General features: G+C 69.0%; 15 protein-coding genes. 10 read left to right on the top strand and 5 right to left on the bottom strand.

Annotation, left to right across the window (positions count from 1 at the left end; translation table 11 throughout):
- Positions 1-65 precede the first annotated feature (65 nt).
- The 5 genes from HDC37_RS03050 to HDC37_RS03030 form a co-directional block, all read right to left on the bottom strand.
- Entirely contained in the window at positions 66-1364 is a 1299-nt protein-coding gene (locus HDC37_RS03050; RefSeq protein ID WP_374939124.1) for an ABC transporter permease, read from the bottom strand.
- Entirely contained in the window at positions 1361-2722 is a 1362-nt protein-coding gene (locus tag HDC37_RS03045) for an ABC transporter permease (RefSeq protein ID WP_179558888.1), read from the bottom strand. The genes HDC37_RS03050 and HDC37_RS03045 overlap by 4 nt, the downstream gene beginning before the upstream one ends.
- Positions 2719-4251: an ABC transporter ATP-binding protein gene (locus tag HDC37_RS03040; protein ID WP_179558887.1), complete on the bottom strand. Its 1533-nt coding sequence runs from the start codon at positions 4249-4251 to the stop codon at positions 2719-2721. Before HDC37_RS03040 ends, HDC37_RS03045 begins: the two co-directional genes overlap by 4 nt.
- Positions 4252-4333: 82 nt before the next feature.
- Positions 4334-5446 (bottom strand): BMP family protein, encoded by a 1113-nt coding sequence (locus HDC37_RS03035; protein WP_179558886.1) that lies wholly within the window; start codon positions 5444-5446, stop codon positions 4334-4336.
- Between the two features lie 179 nt (positions 5447-5625).
- Entirely contained in the window at positions 5626-6741 is a 1116-nt protein-coding gene (locus tag HDC37_RS03030; protein WP_179558885.1) for a mannose-1-phosphate guanylyltransferase, read from the bottom strand.
- A 241-nt stretch (positions 6742-6982) separates the two neighbouring features.
- Between HDC37_RS03030 and sdhC the strand changes: the two genes are divergently transcribed.
- Genes sdhC through HDC37_RS02980 form a run of 10 tightly spaced genes read left to right on the top strand, consistent with a single transcriptional unit; the run spans position 6983 to position 17222 of the window.
- Positions 6983-7414, top strand: coding sequence for a succinate dehydrogenase, cytochrome b556 subunit (gene sdhC, locus HDC37_RS03025; protein ID WP_141937552.1), 432 nt, complete (start codon positions 6983-6985; stop codon positions 7412-7414).
- Entirely contained in the window at positions 7414-7866 is a 453-nt protein-coding gene (locus HDC37_RS03020) for a succinate dehydrogenase hydrophobic membrane anchor subunit (protein WP_179558884.1), read from the top strand. The genes sdhC and HDC37_RS03020 overlap by 1 nt, the downstream gene beginning before the upstream one ends.
- Positions 7867-7915: 49 nt before the next feature.
- Complete coding sequence (gene sdhA / locus HDC37_RS03015) at positions 7916-9721, top strand: succinate dehydrogenase flavoprotein subunit (protein ID WP_179558883.1); 1806 nt, start codon at positions 7916-7918, stop codon at positions 9719-9721.
- Positions 9721-10527, top strand: a complete 807-nt coding sequence (locus HDC37_RS03010; protein ID WP_235014665.1) for a succinate dehydrogenase iron-sulfur subunit — start codon at positions 9721-9723, stop codon at positions 10525-10527. Before sdhA ends, HDC37_RS03010 begins: the two co-directional genes overlap by 1 nt.
- A gap of 58 nt (positions 10528-10585) precedes the next feature.
- Positions 10586-11800 carry a YihY/virulence factor BrkB family protein gene (locus HDC37_RS03005; RefSeq protein ID WP_308472063.1) on the top strand — a complete coding sequence of 405 codons (1215 nt, stop codon included), beginning with the start codon at positions 10586-10588 and terminating at the stop codon, positions 11798-11800.
- Between the two features lie 36 nt (positions 11801-11836).
- A complete protein-coding gene (locus tag HDC37_RS03000) occupies positions 11837-12724 on the top strand; it encodes an exodeoxyribonuclease III (protein ID WP_179559105.1) in 888 nt (295 codons plus the stop codon).
- A 55-nt stretch (positions 12725-12779) separates the two neighbouring features.
- Entirely contained in the window at positions 12780-14681 is a 1902-nt protein-coding gene (locus HDC37_RS02995) for a hypothetical protein (protein ID WP_179558882.1), read from the top strand.
- Positions 14682-14705: 24 nt separating this feature from the next.
- Positions 14706-15710 carry a tryptophan--tRNA ligase gene (gene trpS, locus HDC37_RS02990; protein WP_179558881.1) on the top strand — a complete coding sequence of 335 codons (1005 nt, stop codon included), beginning with the start codon at positions 14706-14708 and terminating at the stop codon, positions 15708-15710.
- A gap of 19 nt (positions 15711-15729) precedes the next feature.
- Positions 15730-16299, top strand: coding sequence for a GNAT family N-acetyltransferase (locus HDC37_RS02985; RefSeq protein WP_179558880.1), 570 nt, complete (start codon positions 15730-15732; stop codon positions 16297-16299).
- 32 nt (positions 16300-16331) lie between these two features.
- Positions 16332-17222, top strand: a complete 891-nt coding sequence (locus HDC37_RS02980) for an Fpg/Nei family DNA glycosylase (protein ID WP_179558879.1) — start codon at positions 16332-16334, stop codon at positions 17220-17222.
- Positions 17223-17253: the final 31 nt, after the last annotated feature.

Genomic DNA, 17253 nt, shown 5'->3' with positions numbered 1-17253 from the left:
CGGGACCTGATCGTCATGGTCGTCGGACGACGCGTCCCAGCCGCGTCCTGATCGTCGTGCCACACTCACCCCTTGATGTACGGCTTGCCGGCCGCCGCGGGTCCGCGCACCTGGCCGGCGAAGCCGACCACCGCCAGGACCGTCACGACGTAGGGCAGCATCGCCATGAATTCCGACGGGATCGGTGATCCCAGGTTGGTCAGCAGCGTCCGCAGGTTCGTGGCGAACCCGAACAGCAGCGCCGCCAGGGAGGCCTTCACCGGGTCCCAGCCGCCGAAGATGACGGCGGCGAGGGCGATGAAGCCGAGGCCTCCGGTCATCTCCTTGTCGAACGACCCCACCGAGCCGAGCGTGAAGTACGCCCCGCCGATGCCGGCGACGGCGCCGGCGAGCAGGACGTTCCAGAAGCGGGTCGGATTCACGCGGATGCCGACGGTGTCGGCCGCCTGCGGATGCTCGCCGACCGCGCGCAGGCGCAGCCCCCAGCGCGTCTTGTACAGCCCCCACGCCACGAGCGGGACGGCGACGTACATGATGTAGACGATCAGCGTCTGGTTGAACACGACGGGCCCGATGACCGGGATGTCGGAGAGGAACGGGATCGCCCAGCGCGGGAAGCGCGGCGGGGAGTTCAGCGCCTCGGAGTTGGGGGTCAGGAGCGCACCGTGGAGGAAGCTCGTGAGACCCGTGATGAGGACGTTGAGCACCACACCGACGATCACCTGATCGACGAGGTACTTGATCGAGAACGCCGCGAGCACCGAGGCCACGAGAGCGCCCGCCAGCATCGCCGCGACGAGTCCGAGGAGGAACGATCCGGTGACCGAGGCGACGATCGCCGACGAGAACGCCGCGAAGAGGAACTGCGCCTCGATGGCGACGTTGACCACGCCCGCACGCTCGCCGATGACCCCGCCGAGAGCGCCGAAGACCAGCGGCACCGACAGCGAGACCGCGCCGAAGAGTAGACCGGTCACGGGGACCAGCCCGTCGGCTGCGGACCAGGTGAGGAACGCGAAGACGGCCACGAATGCGAAGACGATCGGGAGCCAGAGCCCCGGGCGCCGGTAGGTGTAGGCGGCCCACACCGCGTAGCCGGTCATGATCACCAGCAGAACGACGCATACCGCGACGGTGGCGAAGGTCGGGAGACCGATGTCACCGAGATCGACCGTCGACGTCCGGTCGCCGAGGCGATAGGTGCTGATGCCGTCGCGCGGGAACGCGAACGCCATGATGCCGATGAGGACGGTGGTGACGGCGAGCGAGATCGCGAGCTTCCAACGCCGCTGGCGCACGGTCTGGCGGGTGATGGCGCTGTCGGACTGCGCGGGGGCGGCGGGAGTGACGGTGTCGGTGCTCACGCGTTCACCTCCTTGCGTGCGGGAGCGGACGGGTTCTTCGCCGCGGCCTTCGCGGCGCGGCGCGCGCGCCGGCTCGCGGGGAGCTCACCGGGATCCTTCGGGAGGAAGAAGATCGTCCTGACCAGCGGCGGTGCGGCGATGAAGAGCACGATGAGCGCCTGAACGACCACGACGATGTCGACCGGGATCCCCTCCGACACCTGCATCGTGAAGCTGCCTGCCTTCAACGCTCCGAACAGGATGCCGGCGGCGAAGACGCCCCACGCCCGGCTGCGACCCAGCAGCGCGACGGTGATCGCGTCGAAGCCGATCCCGGCGTCGATGCCGTTGCCGAAGCCACTGGTGATCGTGCCGGAGATCTGGTTGACCCCGGCGAGTCCGGCCAGTCCCCCGGCGAAGGCCATGGCGTAGATGATGATCCGCTCGACGTTGATCCCGGCCGCGCGAGCGGCGAAGGGGTTCTCACCGACCGCCCGCATCCGGAACCCGAGGCTCGAGCGCTCGACGAGCCACCACACGAAGACCGTCGCTGCGATCGCGACGATGAATCCCCAGTTCACCGTCAGCGGCGCGCCGAACAGGCTCGGGAACTGCGCCGACGCCGGCGTCGGCGACGAGATGGGCTGCGACCCACCGGGCCGCTGCAGCAGACCCGGGGTGTTCAGCAGCCAGGAGAGGAAGTAGAACGCCACGAAGTTGAGCATGATCGTGAGGATCACCTCGTTCGCCCCGGTGCGCGCCTTGAGGAGACCGACCAGGCCGCCCCAGATCATGCCGCCCACGATGCCGGCCGCGATCGTCAGCGGGAGGTGGATGAACAGCGGGGCGCTGAACCCGGTCGCGACGAACGCGGCGGTGGTGACGCCGATGAGCATCTGGCCGCGGGCGCCGATGTTGAACAGTCCGACGCGGAAGGCCAGACCCACGCCGAGGCCCGCCGCGATCAGAGGCGTGGCGAAGTTCAGCGTGTCGGTGATCGGCTTGATCGCGCGGACGAAGGTCTCCGCCTCGTAGTTCCAGATCGCGCCGCGGAACAGCGCCGCATAGGCGCCGGCGACGGCGTCCCAGATCGCCGCGAGGGTGTCCTGCGGGCGAGCGAAGAAGTAGCCCGACGTCCGCTGGACCTCGGGGTTTGTGAATGCGACGAGCACGCCGCCGATGAGCATCGCCAGCACGATGGCGAGGATCGTCGCCACGGCGTTGCTGCGCAGGATCTCTCGGATGATCTGGTTCTGCCGCGGGGGCGGCGGGATCTCGGCGACCGGCGTCTGCTGCGCCGGTTCACCCTGTGCGGTACGCGTGATGCCGGGGTCGACGCCCGGGCCGAGTCCGGTCCCTTCGGGAGGAAGCGTGCTCATGCGGTCACCTCCTCGGCGCGCGCGGCCTCGGCGGGCATCTCGCCCGCCATCATCAGGCCGAGGGTCTCGCGCGGGGCGTCGCCGGGCACGATGCCGACGATCTTGCCGCGGTACATCACCGCGATGCGGTCAGCGAGGGCCGAGACCTCGTCGAGCTCCGTGGAGACGACGATCACCGGCACCCCCGCGTCACGGGTGGCGACGATGCGCTTGTGGACGAATTCGATCGACCCGACGTCGATGCCGCGGGTCGGCTGCGAGGCGACGAACAGGTTCAGGTCGCGGCTGAGCTCGCGGGCGAGCACGACCTTCTGCTGGTTTCCTCCGGAGAGCCGGCCCGCCGCGAGGTCGGGACCCTGCGTGCGGATGTCGAACTCCGCGATCCGTTCCTCGGCGAAGGCGCGCAGCACGCCGCGACGGAGCGTTGCCGCAGAGAAGAAGGGGGCGCCGCTGGAGCGGTTGAGGATGAGGTTGTCTGCGACGCTGAACTCCCCGACCAGGCCCTCCACCTTGCGGTCCTCGGGCACGAACCCGACTCCCTCGTCGATGATGTTCTTGACCGACTTGCCCAGCAGCTCCGTGTCGTCGAGGCGGATCGAGCCGGTCACCTTCCGCTGCAGTCCGATGATCGCCTCGGTGAGCTCGGTCTGGCCGTTGCCCTGCACGCCGGCGATCGCGAGGATCTCTCCGGGCCGTACCTCGAAGCTGACGTCGTCGACGACGATCTGGTCGTGGTCATCGAGCACGCGGAGACTCTCCACGACGAGACCTCCCGGCGCAGGGCTGGCCGGCTGCTTCTGAACGGTGAGCTCGACGGCGCGGCCGACCATGAGGTTCGCCAGGTCGGCGTTGGTGGCGGTGGGCTCGGCCTCCCCCACGATCTTCCCGAGACGCATGACGGTGATGCGGTCGGCGACCTCGCGGACCTCGCGGAGCTTGTGGGTGATGAAGACGATCGCGGTGCCGTCGTCGCGCAGCTGACGCATGATGGCCATGAGCTCGTCGGTCTCCTGCGGGGTCAGCACCGCCGTCGGCTCGTCGAAGACGAGCACCTTGGCGTCGCGCGACAGCGCCTTGATGATCTCCACCCGCTGCTGGGCGCCGACGGGGAGATCGCCGACGAGGGCGTCGGGGTCGATCTGGAAGCCGAACCGTGCCGCCACTTCGCGGACGTGGGCGCGGGCCTTGTCGAGGTCGAGGGCTCCGGCGAACCGGGTGTCCTCGTGTCCGAGCATGACATTCTCGGCGACGGTGAAGACGGGGATGAGCATGAAGTGCTGGTGCACCATGCCGATTCCCGCGGCCATCGCGTCGCCGGGTCCGGTGAAGTTCTGCACCTCGTCATCGAGGAGGATCTCACCTTCATCGGCGGTGTAGAGGCCGTAGAGGACGTTCATGAGAGTCGACTTGCCGGCGCCGTTCTCGCCGAGCAGGCAATGGATCTCTCCGGGCTTGACCACCAGGTCGATGTGGTCGTTCGCCACGAGGGCGCCGAACCGCTTGGTGATGCCCCGAAGTTCGAGGGTCATAGCCGCCAATCTAATGGAGTCGTGAGGCGGCCGGACAGATGCACGCATCTGTCCGGCCGCCCGGTGTGTATCGAAAGAGGTGTTACGGCGATGCCGGCGAACGGGCGTCGATCGACCCGTCGATGATGCCCGCGCGGATCTCCTCCAGCTCGTCCGCGAGCGCCGGGTCGACGAGCGACTCGAAGTCGTGGAACGAGGAGATGCCGACACCGTCGTTCTCGAGCGTGCCGATGAACGGGGTCGGGTCGAACTCGCCGTTCGCCGCCTCGGTCGCAGCCTCGCTCACGGCGACGTCCATGCCCTTGAGGACCGACACCAGCAGGAGTTCGGCGACGCTCGGGTCGGTCTCGTAGACGTCGGCGTCGACGCCGAGCAGCGCGATGTTGCCGCCCGAGTCGCGGATGGCCTCAGCGGCCGACTGGTAGATCGGGCCACCGACCGGCAGCAGCACGTCGGCGCCCTGGTCGATGAGACCCTGCGCAACCTGCTTGGCGGTGTCGTTCGCGAGGAACTCCTCGGTGAACTGGCCCTCCTGGGTCTCCATGTCCCAGCCGACGACCTGGACGTCCTCGCCCTTCTGCTCGTTCCAGTACTCCACGCCCATCTGGAAACCGTCCATGAAGATGGTCACCGGCGGGATCTTGGCGCCACCGAAGGTGCCGACGATGCCGGACTCGCTGTACGAGGCCGAGGCGTAGCCGGCGAGGAAGGCGGCCTGCGCCGTGTCGAAGACGAGCGGCTTGATGTTCGGGGCGTCGGTCTCGCCGTCGAAGTCGTTGTCGGCGTAGTCGTCGATGATGGCGTACTCGATCTCGGGGTTGGCCAGGGCGGCCTCGACGGTCGGAGCCGACAGCAGGAAGCCGACCGAGACGATGAAGTTGCAGCCCTCGGCGGCGAGGTTGTCGAGGTTCGCGGCGTAATCGCTCTCGGACTGCGACTCGGTCGTCGCGATCTCGAAGCCGAGGTCCTCGGACGCGGCGGTCAGGCCCTCGAGACCCAGCTGGTTGAACGACTTGTCGTCGAACCCGCCCGCGTCGGAGACCATGCAGGCCTTGAAGTCGGACGTCGCCTCGCCCCCACCGGATGCTTCTCCGGACGGCGCTGCTTCGGGTGCGGCGCCGCAGCCCGCCAGGGCCACGAGCAGGCCCGCGGCGGCGGCGGCGCCAGCGAGCTTCTTGGTGCGTGAGATGGTCAACTCAGCCTCCACATCGATGCCCCGCGTCCTTCACGGGGACTGCACAAAGTTACCTACTGTGACAGCGCGCGGGTAGACGTGCTGAGCCCGGCGTACCCAAAGGTTACAAAGACGCAATACGCGCGTGACCAAACCGGCGGATGCCGCGCCCCGGCGCCGCGCGAGGGCGGCCGCCGCGGTCAGAGGACGTCGCCGCGTCCGGTGAGCTTCAGGGCGTCCACGACGCCCTTCACCCGCTGCGCGTTCTCGCTGGTGGTGACCAGCAGCGCGTCATCGGTGTCGACGATGACGATGTCCTTGACGCCGATGACGCTGATGACCCGCTGGGTCTGCGAGACCACGATTCCGCTCGAGGTGTCGGCGAGGATCCGGGCGTTCTCGCCCAGGATCGCCAGGTCGTTGCCGCGTCCGTGCGAGTTGAGCTTGGTGAGGCTGGCGAAGTCGCCCACGTCGTCCCAGTCGAAGTGACCGGGGATGACGGCCAGGCGCCCCGCCGCGGCCGCGGGCTCGGCGACGCTGTAGTCGATGGCGATCTTCTCAAGTGTCGGCCACACCCGGTCGACGACGGGGCCCCGGCGCTCCCGGTCGTCCCACGCCTCGGCGAGTTCGATCAGCCCCGCATGGAGCTCCGGACGGTTCTCCTCGATCGCGGCGAGAAGCACGTCCGCACGCGAGATGAACATGCCGGCGTTCCAGAGGTAGGAGCGGTCGGCGAAGTACTCGCGCGCAGTGTCGAGGTCGGGCTTCTCCACGAAGCGCTCGACGAGCGCGGCCTCGGGGGCCCCCTCGACGATGAGCTCGGAACTCTTCTTTATGTAGCCGAACCCGATCGACGGCTCGGTCGGCTGGATCCCGAGGGTGCAGATGTAGCCCTCGCGCGCGACGGCGATCGCCTGCCGGACTCCCCAGTCGAACAGGTGAGCGGGGCGGATGACGTGATCGGCGGCGAACGAGCCGATGATGACGTCGGGCTCGCGGCGGACGAGGATGGCGGCGGCGAGGCCGATCGCGGCCGTGGAGTCGCGGGGCTCGGACTCCAGGAAGACGTTCTTGTCGGGAATCCCCGGGAGCTCCCGCTCGACGGCGGCGCGGTGGGCGCGACCCGTGACCACCGCGATCCGGTCGGGTCCGCTCAGCGGCTCGAGCCGGTCCCAGGTGTCGCGCAGCAGCGTCTGCCCCGACCCGGTGAGATCGTGCAGGAACTTGGGGGCGTCGGCCCGCGACAGCGGCCACAGCCGGCTGCCGATACCGCCGGCGGGGATCACGGCGTAGAAGTCGGCGATGGGTTCAGGCATGGCGACAGGGTATCCGGCCCGTGTTTCCGATCCGGTCTCACAGCGCCCGCGGCGAGCCGGCGAGGAGGCCGCGGGGGCGGCATCCCCTTGTCTCGATATCGAGACAATTAGGTTCGCCTCATCGCCGCCCGAACACCTCCCGCCATAGGATTGCGGTGCGCCCGTGTGACGCCGTGAGGGCCCCGTGTCCCGCGAGGGGCAATGCCTGCCCCGCAACGTGTTCGACCCAGGGAGGACGACCGTGTCAGCACCAGCACGCGTCACGCCGACGGTTTCGGAGACCACCTCGACCGTCCCACGCGGAACGCTCTACCGCGGCCGTGAGGGCATGTGGTCGTGGGTCCTGCACCGCATCACCGGTGTGGCCATCTTCTTCTTCCTCCTGGTCCACATCCTCGACACCGCGCTCATCCGGGTCTCCCCCGAGGCGTACGACGCGGTCATCGGCACCTACAAGAACCCCGTCATGGGAGTCGGTGAGGTCGCCCTCGTGGGAGCGATCGCCTACCACGCCTACAACGGCCTTCGGATCATCCTCGTGGACTTCTGGAGCTGGGCCACCCGCCACCAGCGGCAGCTGTGGTGGGGCGTGCTCGGCCTGTGGGTCGTCACGATGCTCGCCTTCACCCCGCGTCACCTGATCAACGTCTTCGCCGAGCTCGGAGGGAACTGATGACCACCGACCTGCTCGCCCCGCCCCGGAGCCCCCGCTCCGCCACCCAGCGTCGCCGCGGCAACCTCGAGAAGTGGGGCTGGATCTACATGCGCGCGTCCGGCGTGCTGCTGATCGTCCTCATCTTCGGGCACCTCTTCGTCAACCTCATGGTGGGCGAGGGCATCCGCGGCATCGATTTCGCCTTCGTCGCCGGCAAGTTCGCCACCCCGTTCTGGCAGTGGTGGGATGTCGCGATGCTCTGGCTCGCGCTGATCCACGGCACCAACGGCATGCGCACGATCGTCAACGACTACGTCGCGAACGAGACCACCCGCAAGGTCCTGGTCTACGGCCTCTGGGCGTCCGCGGCCTTCCTCATCCTCCTCGGCACCCTCGTGGTGTTCACCTTCGACCCGTGCCTGGGCCTGAGCAGCACCAGCGCCGACTGGCTGCAGGAGCTGTGCGCCTGACCGGCGCTGCGGTTCACGGCCCCCTCACCAGAACGGAAGACACCCTCCAGTGAGCACGCAGACCTCCGACAGCGTCGTTCGCGACGGCGTCCACTACCACCAGTTCGACATCGTCATCGTCGGCGCCGGCGGCGCGGGCATGCGGGCGGCGATCGAGGCGGGCTCGGGCGCGAAGACCGCGGTCATCTCCAAGCTCTACCCCACCCGCTCGCACACCGGCGCGGCCCAGGGCGGCATGGCCGCGGCCCTCGCCAACGTCGAAGAGGACTCGTGGGAGTGGCACACCTTCGACACCGTCAAGGGCGGCGACTACCTCGTCGACCAGGACGCGGCCGAGATCCTGGCGAAGGAGGCCATCGACGCCGTCATCGACCTCGAGAACATGGGGCTGCCCTTCAATCGCACCCCCGACGGCAAGATCGACCAGCGCCGCTTCGGCGGACATACCGCCGACCACGGAAAGACCCCGGTGCGCCGCGCGTGCTACGCCGCCGACCGCACCGGGCACATGATCCTGCAGACGCTGTTCCAGAACTGCGTGAAGCTCGGCATCAACTTCTTCAACGAGTTCTACGTCCTCGACCTGCTCACCGTGAAGGACGCCGAGGGCAAGACCCAGACCGCCGGCGTCGTCGCCTACGACCTCGCGACCGGTGAGCTGCACGTCTTCCACTCCAAGGCCGTGGTGTTCGCCACCGGCGGCTTCGGCAAGATCTACAAGACGACCTCCAACGCGCACACCCTCACCGGCGACGGTGTCGGGATCGTCTGGCGCAAGGGCCTCCCGCTGGAGGACATGGAGTTCTTCCAGTTCCACCCGACCGGCCTCGCCGGTCTCGGCATCCTCCTCACCGAGGGCGCACGCGGTGAGGGCGCGATCCTCCGCAACGTCTCGGGCGAGCGCTTCATGGAGCGCTACGCGCCCACCATCAAAGACCTCGCGCCCCGCGACATCATCAGCCGCTGCATGCAGCAGGAGGTCGCCGAGGGCCGCGGCGCCGGCCCGAACCGCGATTACGTGCTCCTGGACTGCACGCACCTGGGCGCCGAGGTGCTGGAGACCAAGCTCCCCGACATCACCGAGTTCGCGCGCACCTACCTCGGTGTCGACCCGGTCGTCGAGCCGGTGCCGGTGATGCCGACCGCCCACTACGCCATGGGCGGCATTCCCACGAACATCAAGGCCGAGGTGCTGGCCGACAACGACACCGTCGTGCCGGGCCTGTACGCCGCCGGCGAATGCGCGTGCGTGTCGGTGCACGGTTCGAACCGCCTGGGGACGAACTCCCTGCTCGACATCAACGTCTTCGGCAAGCGCGCCGGTCGCTACGCCGTCGAGTACGCCCAGACCGCCGACTTCGTTCCGCTTCCCGAGGACCCGGCCCGCGCCGTCCGCGAGATGATCGAGGGCCTGCGCAACAACGCCGGCACCGAGCGCATCTCGGTGCTGCGCAAGAAGCTGCAGGAGGAGATGGACAAGGGGGCGCAGGTGTTCCGCACCGAGGAGTCGCTCGCCCACGTCCTCGACGTCATCGCCGACCTCCGCGAGCGGTACAAGAACATCCACGTCGACGACAAGGGCAAGCGGTTCAACACCGATCTGCTCGAGGCGGTCGAGCTCGGCTTCCTCCTCGACATCGCCGAGGTGGTGGTCGTCACCGCGCGCAACCGCAAGGAGAGCCGCGGCGGACACATGCGCGACGACTTCCCCACTCGCGACGACGAGAACTACATGCAGCACACGATGGCCTACCTCACGGGCGACCCCACGTCGTCCCACGCCGACGATCACATCACGCTCGGGTGGAAGCCCGTGGTCATCACCCGCTATCAGCCGATGGAGAGGAAGTACTGATGTCGACGGTTCTCGACACCCGGACGGATGCCGCAGGCGACCGCGTCGCCGACGGGGAAGACCGCGTCGAGCAGGCGCCCGAAGACACCGGCATCCAGTCGTTCCTGGTCACCTTCAACATCCGGCGCTTCGATCCCGAGGTCGATGACGAGCCGCGGTGGGTCGACTACGACGTGGAGCTCTACTCCACCGACCGCGTGCTGGATGCCCTGCACAAGATCAAGTGGGAGGTCGACGGCTCGCTGACCTTCCGCCGGTCGTGCGCGCACGGGATCTGCGGGTCGGATGCCATGCGCATCAACGGTCGCAACCGGCTGGCGTGCAAGACCCTCATCAAGGACCTCGACATCTCGCAGCCGATCTACGTCGAGGCCATCAAGGGTCTGCCGCTGGAGAAGGACCTCGTGGTCGACATGGAGCCGTTCTTCGCCTCCTACCGAGAGATCAAGCCGTTCCTCATCGCAAACTCCACGCCCGAGCCCGGCAAGGAGCGCATCCAGTCGATCGCGAACCGCGAGATCTTCGACGACACCACCAAGTGCATCCTGTGCGCGGCGTGCACCTCGTCGTGCCCGGTGTTCTGGACCGACGGGCAGTACTTCGGCCCCGCGGCGATCGTCAACGCGCACCGGTTCATCTTCGACTCCCGCGACGACGCCGGCGATGTGCGTCTGGACATCCTCAACGACAAGGAGGGGGTGTGGCGCTGCCGCACCACCTTCAACTGCACCGAGGCGTGCCCCCGCGGCATCGAGGTCACCAAGGCCATCGCCGAGGTGAAGCAGGCGGTCCTGCGCGGACGCTGACCCGTCGGCGCGGTCTCCGCGGCGATTCGGTCGCGGCGCCCCTCGATACAGTGGGCCTGTGACCAGAGCAGCGGATGACGCCGAGCGCGCCGTTCCGGGCGCCGGGTCGCCGACGGCCGCTCAGCGGTGGTCTGACACCGAGGGGCGATTGCGTGAACGCTTCGACGTGCCCCTGACACGTGCGACGGAACTCACCCGGCGGACGCTCGCCTGGTTTCCCGTGCGCGTGTGGCGCCACTTCCTCCAGCACAACGGCTTCCTCCTCGCCGCCGGAGTGAGCTACCAGTCCCTCTTCGCGATCTTCGGTGTCATCTACCTCGCCTTCGCGATCGTGGGGCTGTGTCTCGGGGCGTCCAGCTCCGCGATCCAGCGCGCCATCGAGATCATCAACGAGTACATTCCGAACCTCATCAGCGAGAACGGCCTGGTCACGCCCGAGCAGGTGGGAGAGGTCGCCAATCAGTCCGCAGGCGCCCTCGGGATCACGGGTGCGATCGCGCTCGTCGTGGTCATCTGGACCGCGATCGGCTTCATCACCTTCACCCGCCGCGCGGTGCGCGACATCTTCGGTCTGCCCTTCGACCGTCGTCCCTACGTGCTGCTGAAGGCCCGCGACCTCGTCGCGGCGGTGATCTTCGGCGTCGCCCTTCTCGCGGGGGCCTCGCTGAGCAGCTTCGCAGTCTGGGCGCTCGAAGGGGTCTTCGACCTCCTCGGCCTCGCGGCGCTGAGCCTGGTGACCGATCTGCTCACCCGCCTGCTCTCGCTCAGCGTCTCCTTCGCGATCAACGCCGCCGCTCTCGCCGCGCTCATCCGCTTCCTCACCGGCGCCGCTCTGGGTTGGCGGCGCATCTGGCCGGGAGCGATGCTCGGTGGCGCGGCCATCGTGGTGCTGCAGATCGGTGCGGGCCTGCTGCTGCGTTACACACCGTCGAACCCGCTCCTGACGACCTTCACGGTGTTCATCGGCTTCCTGCTCTGGTTCCGACTGAACAGCATCGTCATCCTCGTGGCGGGTGCGTGGATCGCCGTCGCCGCAGCCGATCGCAACGTCGCGCTCGCCGAGTTGAGCGAAGAGGAGCGGCGCCAGCACGAGTGGGAGGCGCTCGTCGTCGCCGCCCGTGTGCGGGTGCGCGACGCGCAGGAGGACCTGACCGCAGCGCCGTGGTTCCGCCGCTGGAACGCGACCCGCGCCCTCCGCCGGGCCGAAGAGGATCTGTCCGCGCTGGAGTCCTCCCCTCCCCCGCCCATCAAGCGCTCGCTGCTGCTCGAGTGAGACCGCTGTCGAGTGGCATTGCGGCGCCGGGCGGCGATGTCGGAGGCGCCGCCTAGGCTGGCAGGCGTGTCTCGCCCCGTTCGTATCGCCACCGTCAACGTCAACGGCATCCGCGCCGCCGTCCGGAAGGGGATGACCGAGTGGCTCGCCGGCGCCGACATCGACGTTCTCGCTCTCCAGGAGGTGCGGGCGACCGCCGACGAGCTGGCCGCCGCGCTCCCCGGCTGGCAGATCGTGAACGAGGAGGCCGTGGCCAAGGGCCGCGCCGGGGTCGCGATCGCGACGAAGGTTCCCGCCGTCGACGTGCGCCGCGGGCTCGGCCCCGGCGGCGACGACCGCACCGAGTGGGCCGGGCGCTGGATCGAAGCAGACCTCGACATCGACGGCGAGCGTCTCACCGTCGTCAGCGCCTATGTGCACACCGGTGAGGCAGACACCCCCCGTCAGGACGCGAAGTGGGCGTTCCTCGACGCCATGGAAGAACGGATGCCGCAGCTCGCCGCATCCTCTCCCCTCAGCCTCATCATGGGCGACCTCAATGTCGGACACCGCACCCTCGACATCCGCAACTGGAAGGGCAACCTGAAGAAGGCCGGCTTCCTGCCGCGGGAGCGGGCCTACTTCGACCGGTTCACGGGGCCCGCGGGCGAGGAGGTCACCGCGAATGACGGCTCGGTGGGGACCGGGCTCGGGTGGGTGGATGTCGGACGCCGCGCCGCGGGCGACATCGACGGCCCGTACACGTGGTGGTCGATGCGGGGGCGGGCCTTCGACAACGATTCGGGATGGCGGATCGACTACCACCTGGCGACCCCCGCGCTCGCGGAGAGAGCGAGCGACTACCGCGTCGTGCGCGCGCCGTCGTGGGACTCGCGGTGGAGCGATCATTCACCGGTCATCGCGGACTACGCCCTCGGGCTCTGACCGATTGCCCGGCCGGGGTGGCTCGCTAGACTGCGCCTGACGATCGGAGGGATCGATGGCGTGGCGCCCACACATCCTGGTCTTCGCGGCGGTGCTCGGGCTCTCGGGCCTCGTCGTCTCGGCCTGCACCGGAGCTCCCCCAACCGACGCCTCCTCCGTCTCCGGCGCGATCGCCCCCGTCACCGACGGCGTCGATGCCGTCGACTGGGAGGTGACCGCGTGGGAGATCGCCGACGCCGAGGCGCGCGAAATCGCGTCGGTCACCGCCGGGGAGGACGGCGCCTTCACGCTCGACCTCGCGGATGACATCCGCCGCCCGGTCTTCGTCGACGCGCGCCCGGCCGGGGGCGAGGCGCCGCTGCTGGCAGGTGTCATCGCCGAGGGCACCGGGGAGGTGACGCTCAACGAGCGGACGACGGTGGCCTCGGGCTACGGCATGGCGCAGTTCTTCGGCGACGCCCAGCCGGCAGGCGAGGAGATGCCGATCGCCAACGCCGCCGCGATGGCCGCGAACCTCGCCGACTTCGCCACGGGCGAGTACAGCGAGGTCCTGACGTCCTCGCCGAACGGATCGGAGACCGAGACCCTGGCGGCCTTCACGTCCCTGACGGCGATGCTGTCGGTGTGTCTTGTGGACGAGTCGGCGTGCGTGGCGCTGTTCGAGACGGCTGCGGGCACGTCATCCGTCACCTCGGCCGCCGCCGCCTTCGCCGCCATCGCACGCGACCCATCGGCGGAGCCCGAAGCCCTGTTCGAGCTGGCCCAGGACGCCGCCGGCACTGAGCCCGGTCTCTCCGATCCCCCCGCTGCCTGGACGCTCGCGCTGCGCTTCGACGGCGACGGCGAGTCCCTCGACGGACCGGGGAACTTCGCGATCGACCCGCGCGGTCACATCTGGATCAACAACAACTACGAGTACGGCGACGACCCGACGGTGCCCGTCTGCGGCAGCGACGAGATGTTCGAGTTCGCCCCCGACGGCGAGCTCGTGGGCACCTACAGCGGCGGCGGACTCAGCGGTTCGGGCTTCGGCATCGACTTCGATGCCGAGGGGCGGCTCTGGCTGAGCAACTACGGCTTCGCGGCACCGGAGCCGGGATGTCCGGCCGACCAGCAGCCGCTCCACAACAGCATGACCCTCTTCGACGACGGCGACTTCCTCTCCCCCGACACGGGCTTCACGCAGGGCGACCTCAGCTGGCCGCAGGGGATCGAGGTCGCCCGAAACGGCGACGTCTGGATCGCCAACTGCGGCAACGACACCGTCGCGGTCTATCCCGACGGCGACCCCGAACAGGCGCGGAACCTCGGCAGCCTCGGCCTGGAGCAGCCCTTCACCGTGATCGACAACGGTCGACTCATGTTCGTCAGCGCCATGGTCAACAGCGCCGTCGCGGTCGTCGAGTACGACGGAACGCCGATCGCGGGGTCGCCCCTCACCGGTGCGTTCGATCGCCCGATGGGACTCGGTGCCGACGCGGCGGGGAACGTCTGGGTGGCGAACTCCGGCGGCATCACCCTCCCCTGCCCGGACCGGGTCGAGGAGGGTCGGGGCGTGCCGTCGGTGACGATGATCGCACCCGACGGCTCGTCGACGATCGGCCCCTTCACCGGCGGCGGAGTGGTGCTCCCCTGGGGTCTGGCGATCGATGGCGTCGGCAACGTCTGGGTGGCGAACTTCGACGGGCAGCGGGTGTCGGCGTTCTGCGGAGCCGACCCGGCGGTCTGTCCGCGCGGGCTCGGCACCGGTGACGGCATCTCGCCGGACGACACCGGCTACGCCTTCGACGGACTGACACGCAGCACCGGCATCGCGGTCGACCCGTCGGGGAACGTCTGGGTCATGAACAACTGGGAACAGGTGCCCCAGCAGACCAATCCCGGCGGACACCAGATCGTCGCCTTCGTCGGTGCCGCGCCCCCTGTGCCGGTCGCCCCCTTCACCGACGGCGGGTGAGACGGTGGCGCCTAGGATTGACGGGTGAAGAAAGCGCGTCTCTACTCCGGCATGCAGCCCTCGGCCGATTCCCTCCAGATCGGCAACTACATCGGGGCCCTCATGCAGTGGCGAGACCTGCAGGAGAACTACGACGCCTTCTTCTCCGTGGTCGATCTGCACGCACTGACGCAGCCGAACGATCCGGCCGAACTCCGCGAGAAGACCCGCCGCACGGCGGCGCAGTACATCGCCGCCGGCATCGAGCCGTCGAAGTCGACCCTGTACGTGCAGTCGCACGTACCGGCGCACGCCGAACTCGCCTGGATCCTGTCGACCATCACCGGTTTCGGTGAGGCCGGGCGCATGACCCAGTTCAAGGACAAGACGCAGCGCTACGGGTCGGACGCGACATCGGTCGGGCTCTTCACCTACCCGGTGCTGATGGCCGCCGACATCCTGCTCTACCAGACGGACATCGTGCCGGTCGGTGATGACCAGAAGCAGCACGTCGAGCTCACGCGGGATCTCGCCGAGCGCTTCAACAGCCGCTACCGCGAGGTCTTCCGCGTGCCGATGCCGGTCATCCAGCAGGAGACCGCTCGCATCTACGATCTGCAGAACCCCCTGGCGAAGATGTCGAAGTCCGCGGAGTCGGAGGCGGGCGTGCTGTGGCTGCTGGACGACCCGGCGGTGAGCGCGAAGAAGATCATGCGCGCCGTCACGGACAGCGAGGGCGCCGTCCGCTTCGACCGGGAGAACAAGCCCGGTGTGTCGAACCTGCTGGTCATCTACGCCGCCCTCACCGGGCGCCAGATCGCCTCGATCGAGGACGAGTACGCCGGCCGCGGATACGGAGACTTCAAGAAGGGTCTCGCCGAGATCGTCGTCGCCGAGTTCGAGCCGGTGCGGGCCCGCGCGATGGAGCTGCTGAGCGACCCGGCAGAGCTCGACCGCGTCCTGGCGATCAACGCGGCACGCGCCGCCGAGGTCGCCGACGACACGCTGTCGAAGGTGTACGACAGCGTGGGGCTGCTGCGCCGCGCCTGACCCGCCGTAGGGTGGCGGCATGCAGCCCGCCATCCTTCGCACCCGTCGGCTGGTGCTGTCGCTGCCGACCCGGGCCGATACCGACGCTGTGTTCCACGCCTGCCAAGACCCCGACATCCAGCGATACACCACCGTGCCCCGGCCGTACGTCCGCGAGCACGCCGAGAAGTTCATCGACCTCGTCCCCACGCAGTGGGCGGAGGGGGTCTCGACGAACTGGGCGATCCGCCATGATGGGGCCCTGGCCGGAATGATCGGCATGCACCGACTCGGCGCGACCCAGGGATGCGGCGAGATCGGGTTCTGGATGGCCGCGCCCTTCCGCGGCAGGGGCCTGCTCGCCGAGGCCGCCACGGCCGTGCTCGACTTCGCCTTCGCGCCGCAGGGCCTCGACCTCGTCCGCGTCGAATGGCGAGCGGTCGCCGGCAACGTCGGTTCGGCGTCGGCGGCCCGCGCCGTGGGCTTCCGCTATGAGGGGCTGCTCCGCCAGGCTCTCGTCGGACCCGCCGGACGCGATGACGGCTGGGTCGCCGGGATCCTCCGCACCGACGACCGCACTCCCGTCCCCTGGCCGGTGCTCCACCCCTGACCTCAGCCCTTCCTGCGTGCCAGGATGAGGGGATGCCGGAGATGCCCGAGGTGCAGGGACTCGTGGAGTTCCTCCACGGCCGCCTGAAAGACCACACCATCACCCGCGCGACCGTCGCGAACATCGCCGCCCTGAAGACCTACGACCCGCCGATCACCGCGCTCGTCGGCGCGACCGTCACCGGCGTGGAGCGACACGGCAAGTTCATCGACATCGCCACCGCCGCCGCGGCAGCCGACACGGACAGTGCCGTGGCCCCGCACCTCGTCTTCCACCTCGCCAAAGCCGGCTGGCTGCGGTGGTACGACGCCCTGCCGTCGACGGTCATCCGCCCCGGAAAGACTCCGATCGCCCTTCGCGTCGGGTTCGACGACGGCTCGGGCTTCGACCTCACCGAGGCCGGAACGAAGAAGTCGCTCGCCGTCTCGGTCGTCCGCGACCCCGGGGAGGTTCCCGGCATCGCCCGTCTCGGACCCGATCCGCTCGACCCCGCCTTCGACCGCGATGCCTTCGCCGCGCTCCTCGCCGGCCGCCGCACGCAGATCAAGGGCGTTCTTCGCGACCAGTCGATCATCGCGGGAGTGGGCAACGCCTATTCCGACGAGATCCTCCACGCCGCGAAGATGTCGCCGTACGCTCTCGCGGCCGGGCTCGACGACGCCGAGATCGACCGCCTGTACCAGGCGATGACCGACACCCTCGCGGAGGCGCTGGCCGCGGCATCCGGAAAACCACCGGCCGATCTCAAGGACGCCAAGCGACGCGGGATGCGGGTGCACGGCCGTCGCGGGGAGGCGTGCCCGGTCTGCGGTGATGAGGTGCGCAGCGTGTTCTTCGCCGACAACTCCCTGGAGTACTGTCCCACCTGCCAGACGGGCGGCAAGATCCTCGCCGATCGACGCCTCTCACGCCTGCTGAAATGAGCGCGCGCTGAGGTGACGCCCCGCTGACACG

This window comes from Microbacterium sp. AK009 (genome assembly GCF_013410955.1).
GTDB lineage: Bacteria > Actinomycetota > Actinomycetes > Actinomycetales > Microbacteriaceae > Microbacterium.
The sequence above is the reverse complement of the archived record's forward strand: the minus strand, read 5'-3'. Positions and strand labels throughout refer to the sequence as shown.

What these genes read in the sequence shown, in the direction of transcription:
- HDC37_RS03030 (WP_179558885.1), bottom strand. Translation starts at nt 6,741, where the DNA reads ATGCCTGAACCCATCGCCGACTTCTACGCCGTGATCCCCGCCGGCGGT.
- HDC37_RS03045 (WP_179558888.1), bottom strand. Translation starts at nt 2,722, where the DNA reads ATGAGCACGCTTCCTCCCGAAGGGACCGGACTCGGCCCGGGCGTCGAC.
- HDC37_RS02985 (WP_179558880.1), top strand. Translation starts at nt 15,730, where the DNA reads ATGCAGCCCGCCATCCTTCGCACCCGTCGGCTGGTGCTGTCGCTGCCG.
- HDC37_RS03010 (WP_235014665.1), top strand. Translation starts at nt 9,721, where the DNA reads ATGTCGACGGTTCTCGACACCCGGACGGATGCCGCAGGCGACCGCGTC.
- HDC37_RS03040 (WP_179558887.1), bottom strand. Translation starts at nt 4,251, where the DNA reads ATGACCCTCGAACTTCGGGGCATCACCAAGCGGTTCGGCGCCCTCGTG.
- HDC37_RS03020 (WP_179558884.1), top strand. Translation starts at nt 7,414, where the DNA reads ATGACCACCGACCTGCTCGCCCCGCCCCGGAGCCCCCGCTCCGCCACC.
- HDC37_RS02980 (WP_179558879.1), top strand. Translation starts at nt 16,332, where the DNA reads ATGCCGGAGATGCCCGAGGTGCAGGGACTCGTGGAGTTCCTCCACGGC.
- HDC37_RS03000 (WP_179559105.1), top strand. Translation starts at nt 11,837, where the DNA reads ATGTCGGAGGCGCCGCCTAGGCTGGCAGGCGTGTCTCGCCCCGTTCGT.
- HDC37_RS02995 (WP_179558882.1), top strand. Translation starts at nt 12,780, where the DNA reads ATGGCGTGGCGCCCACACATCCTGGTCTTCGCGGCGGTGCTCGGGCTC.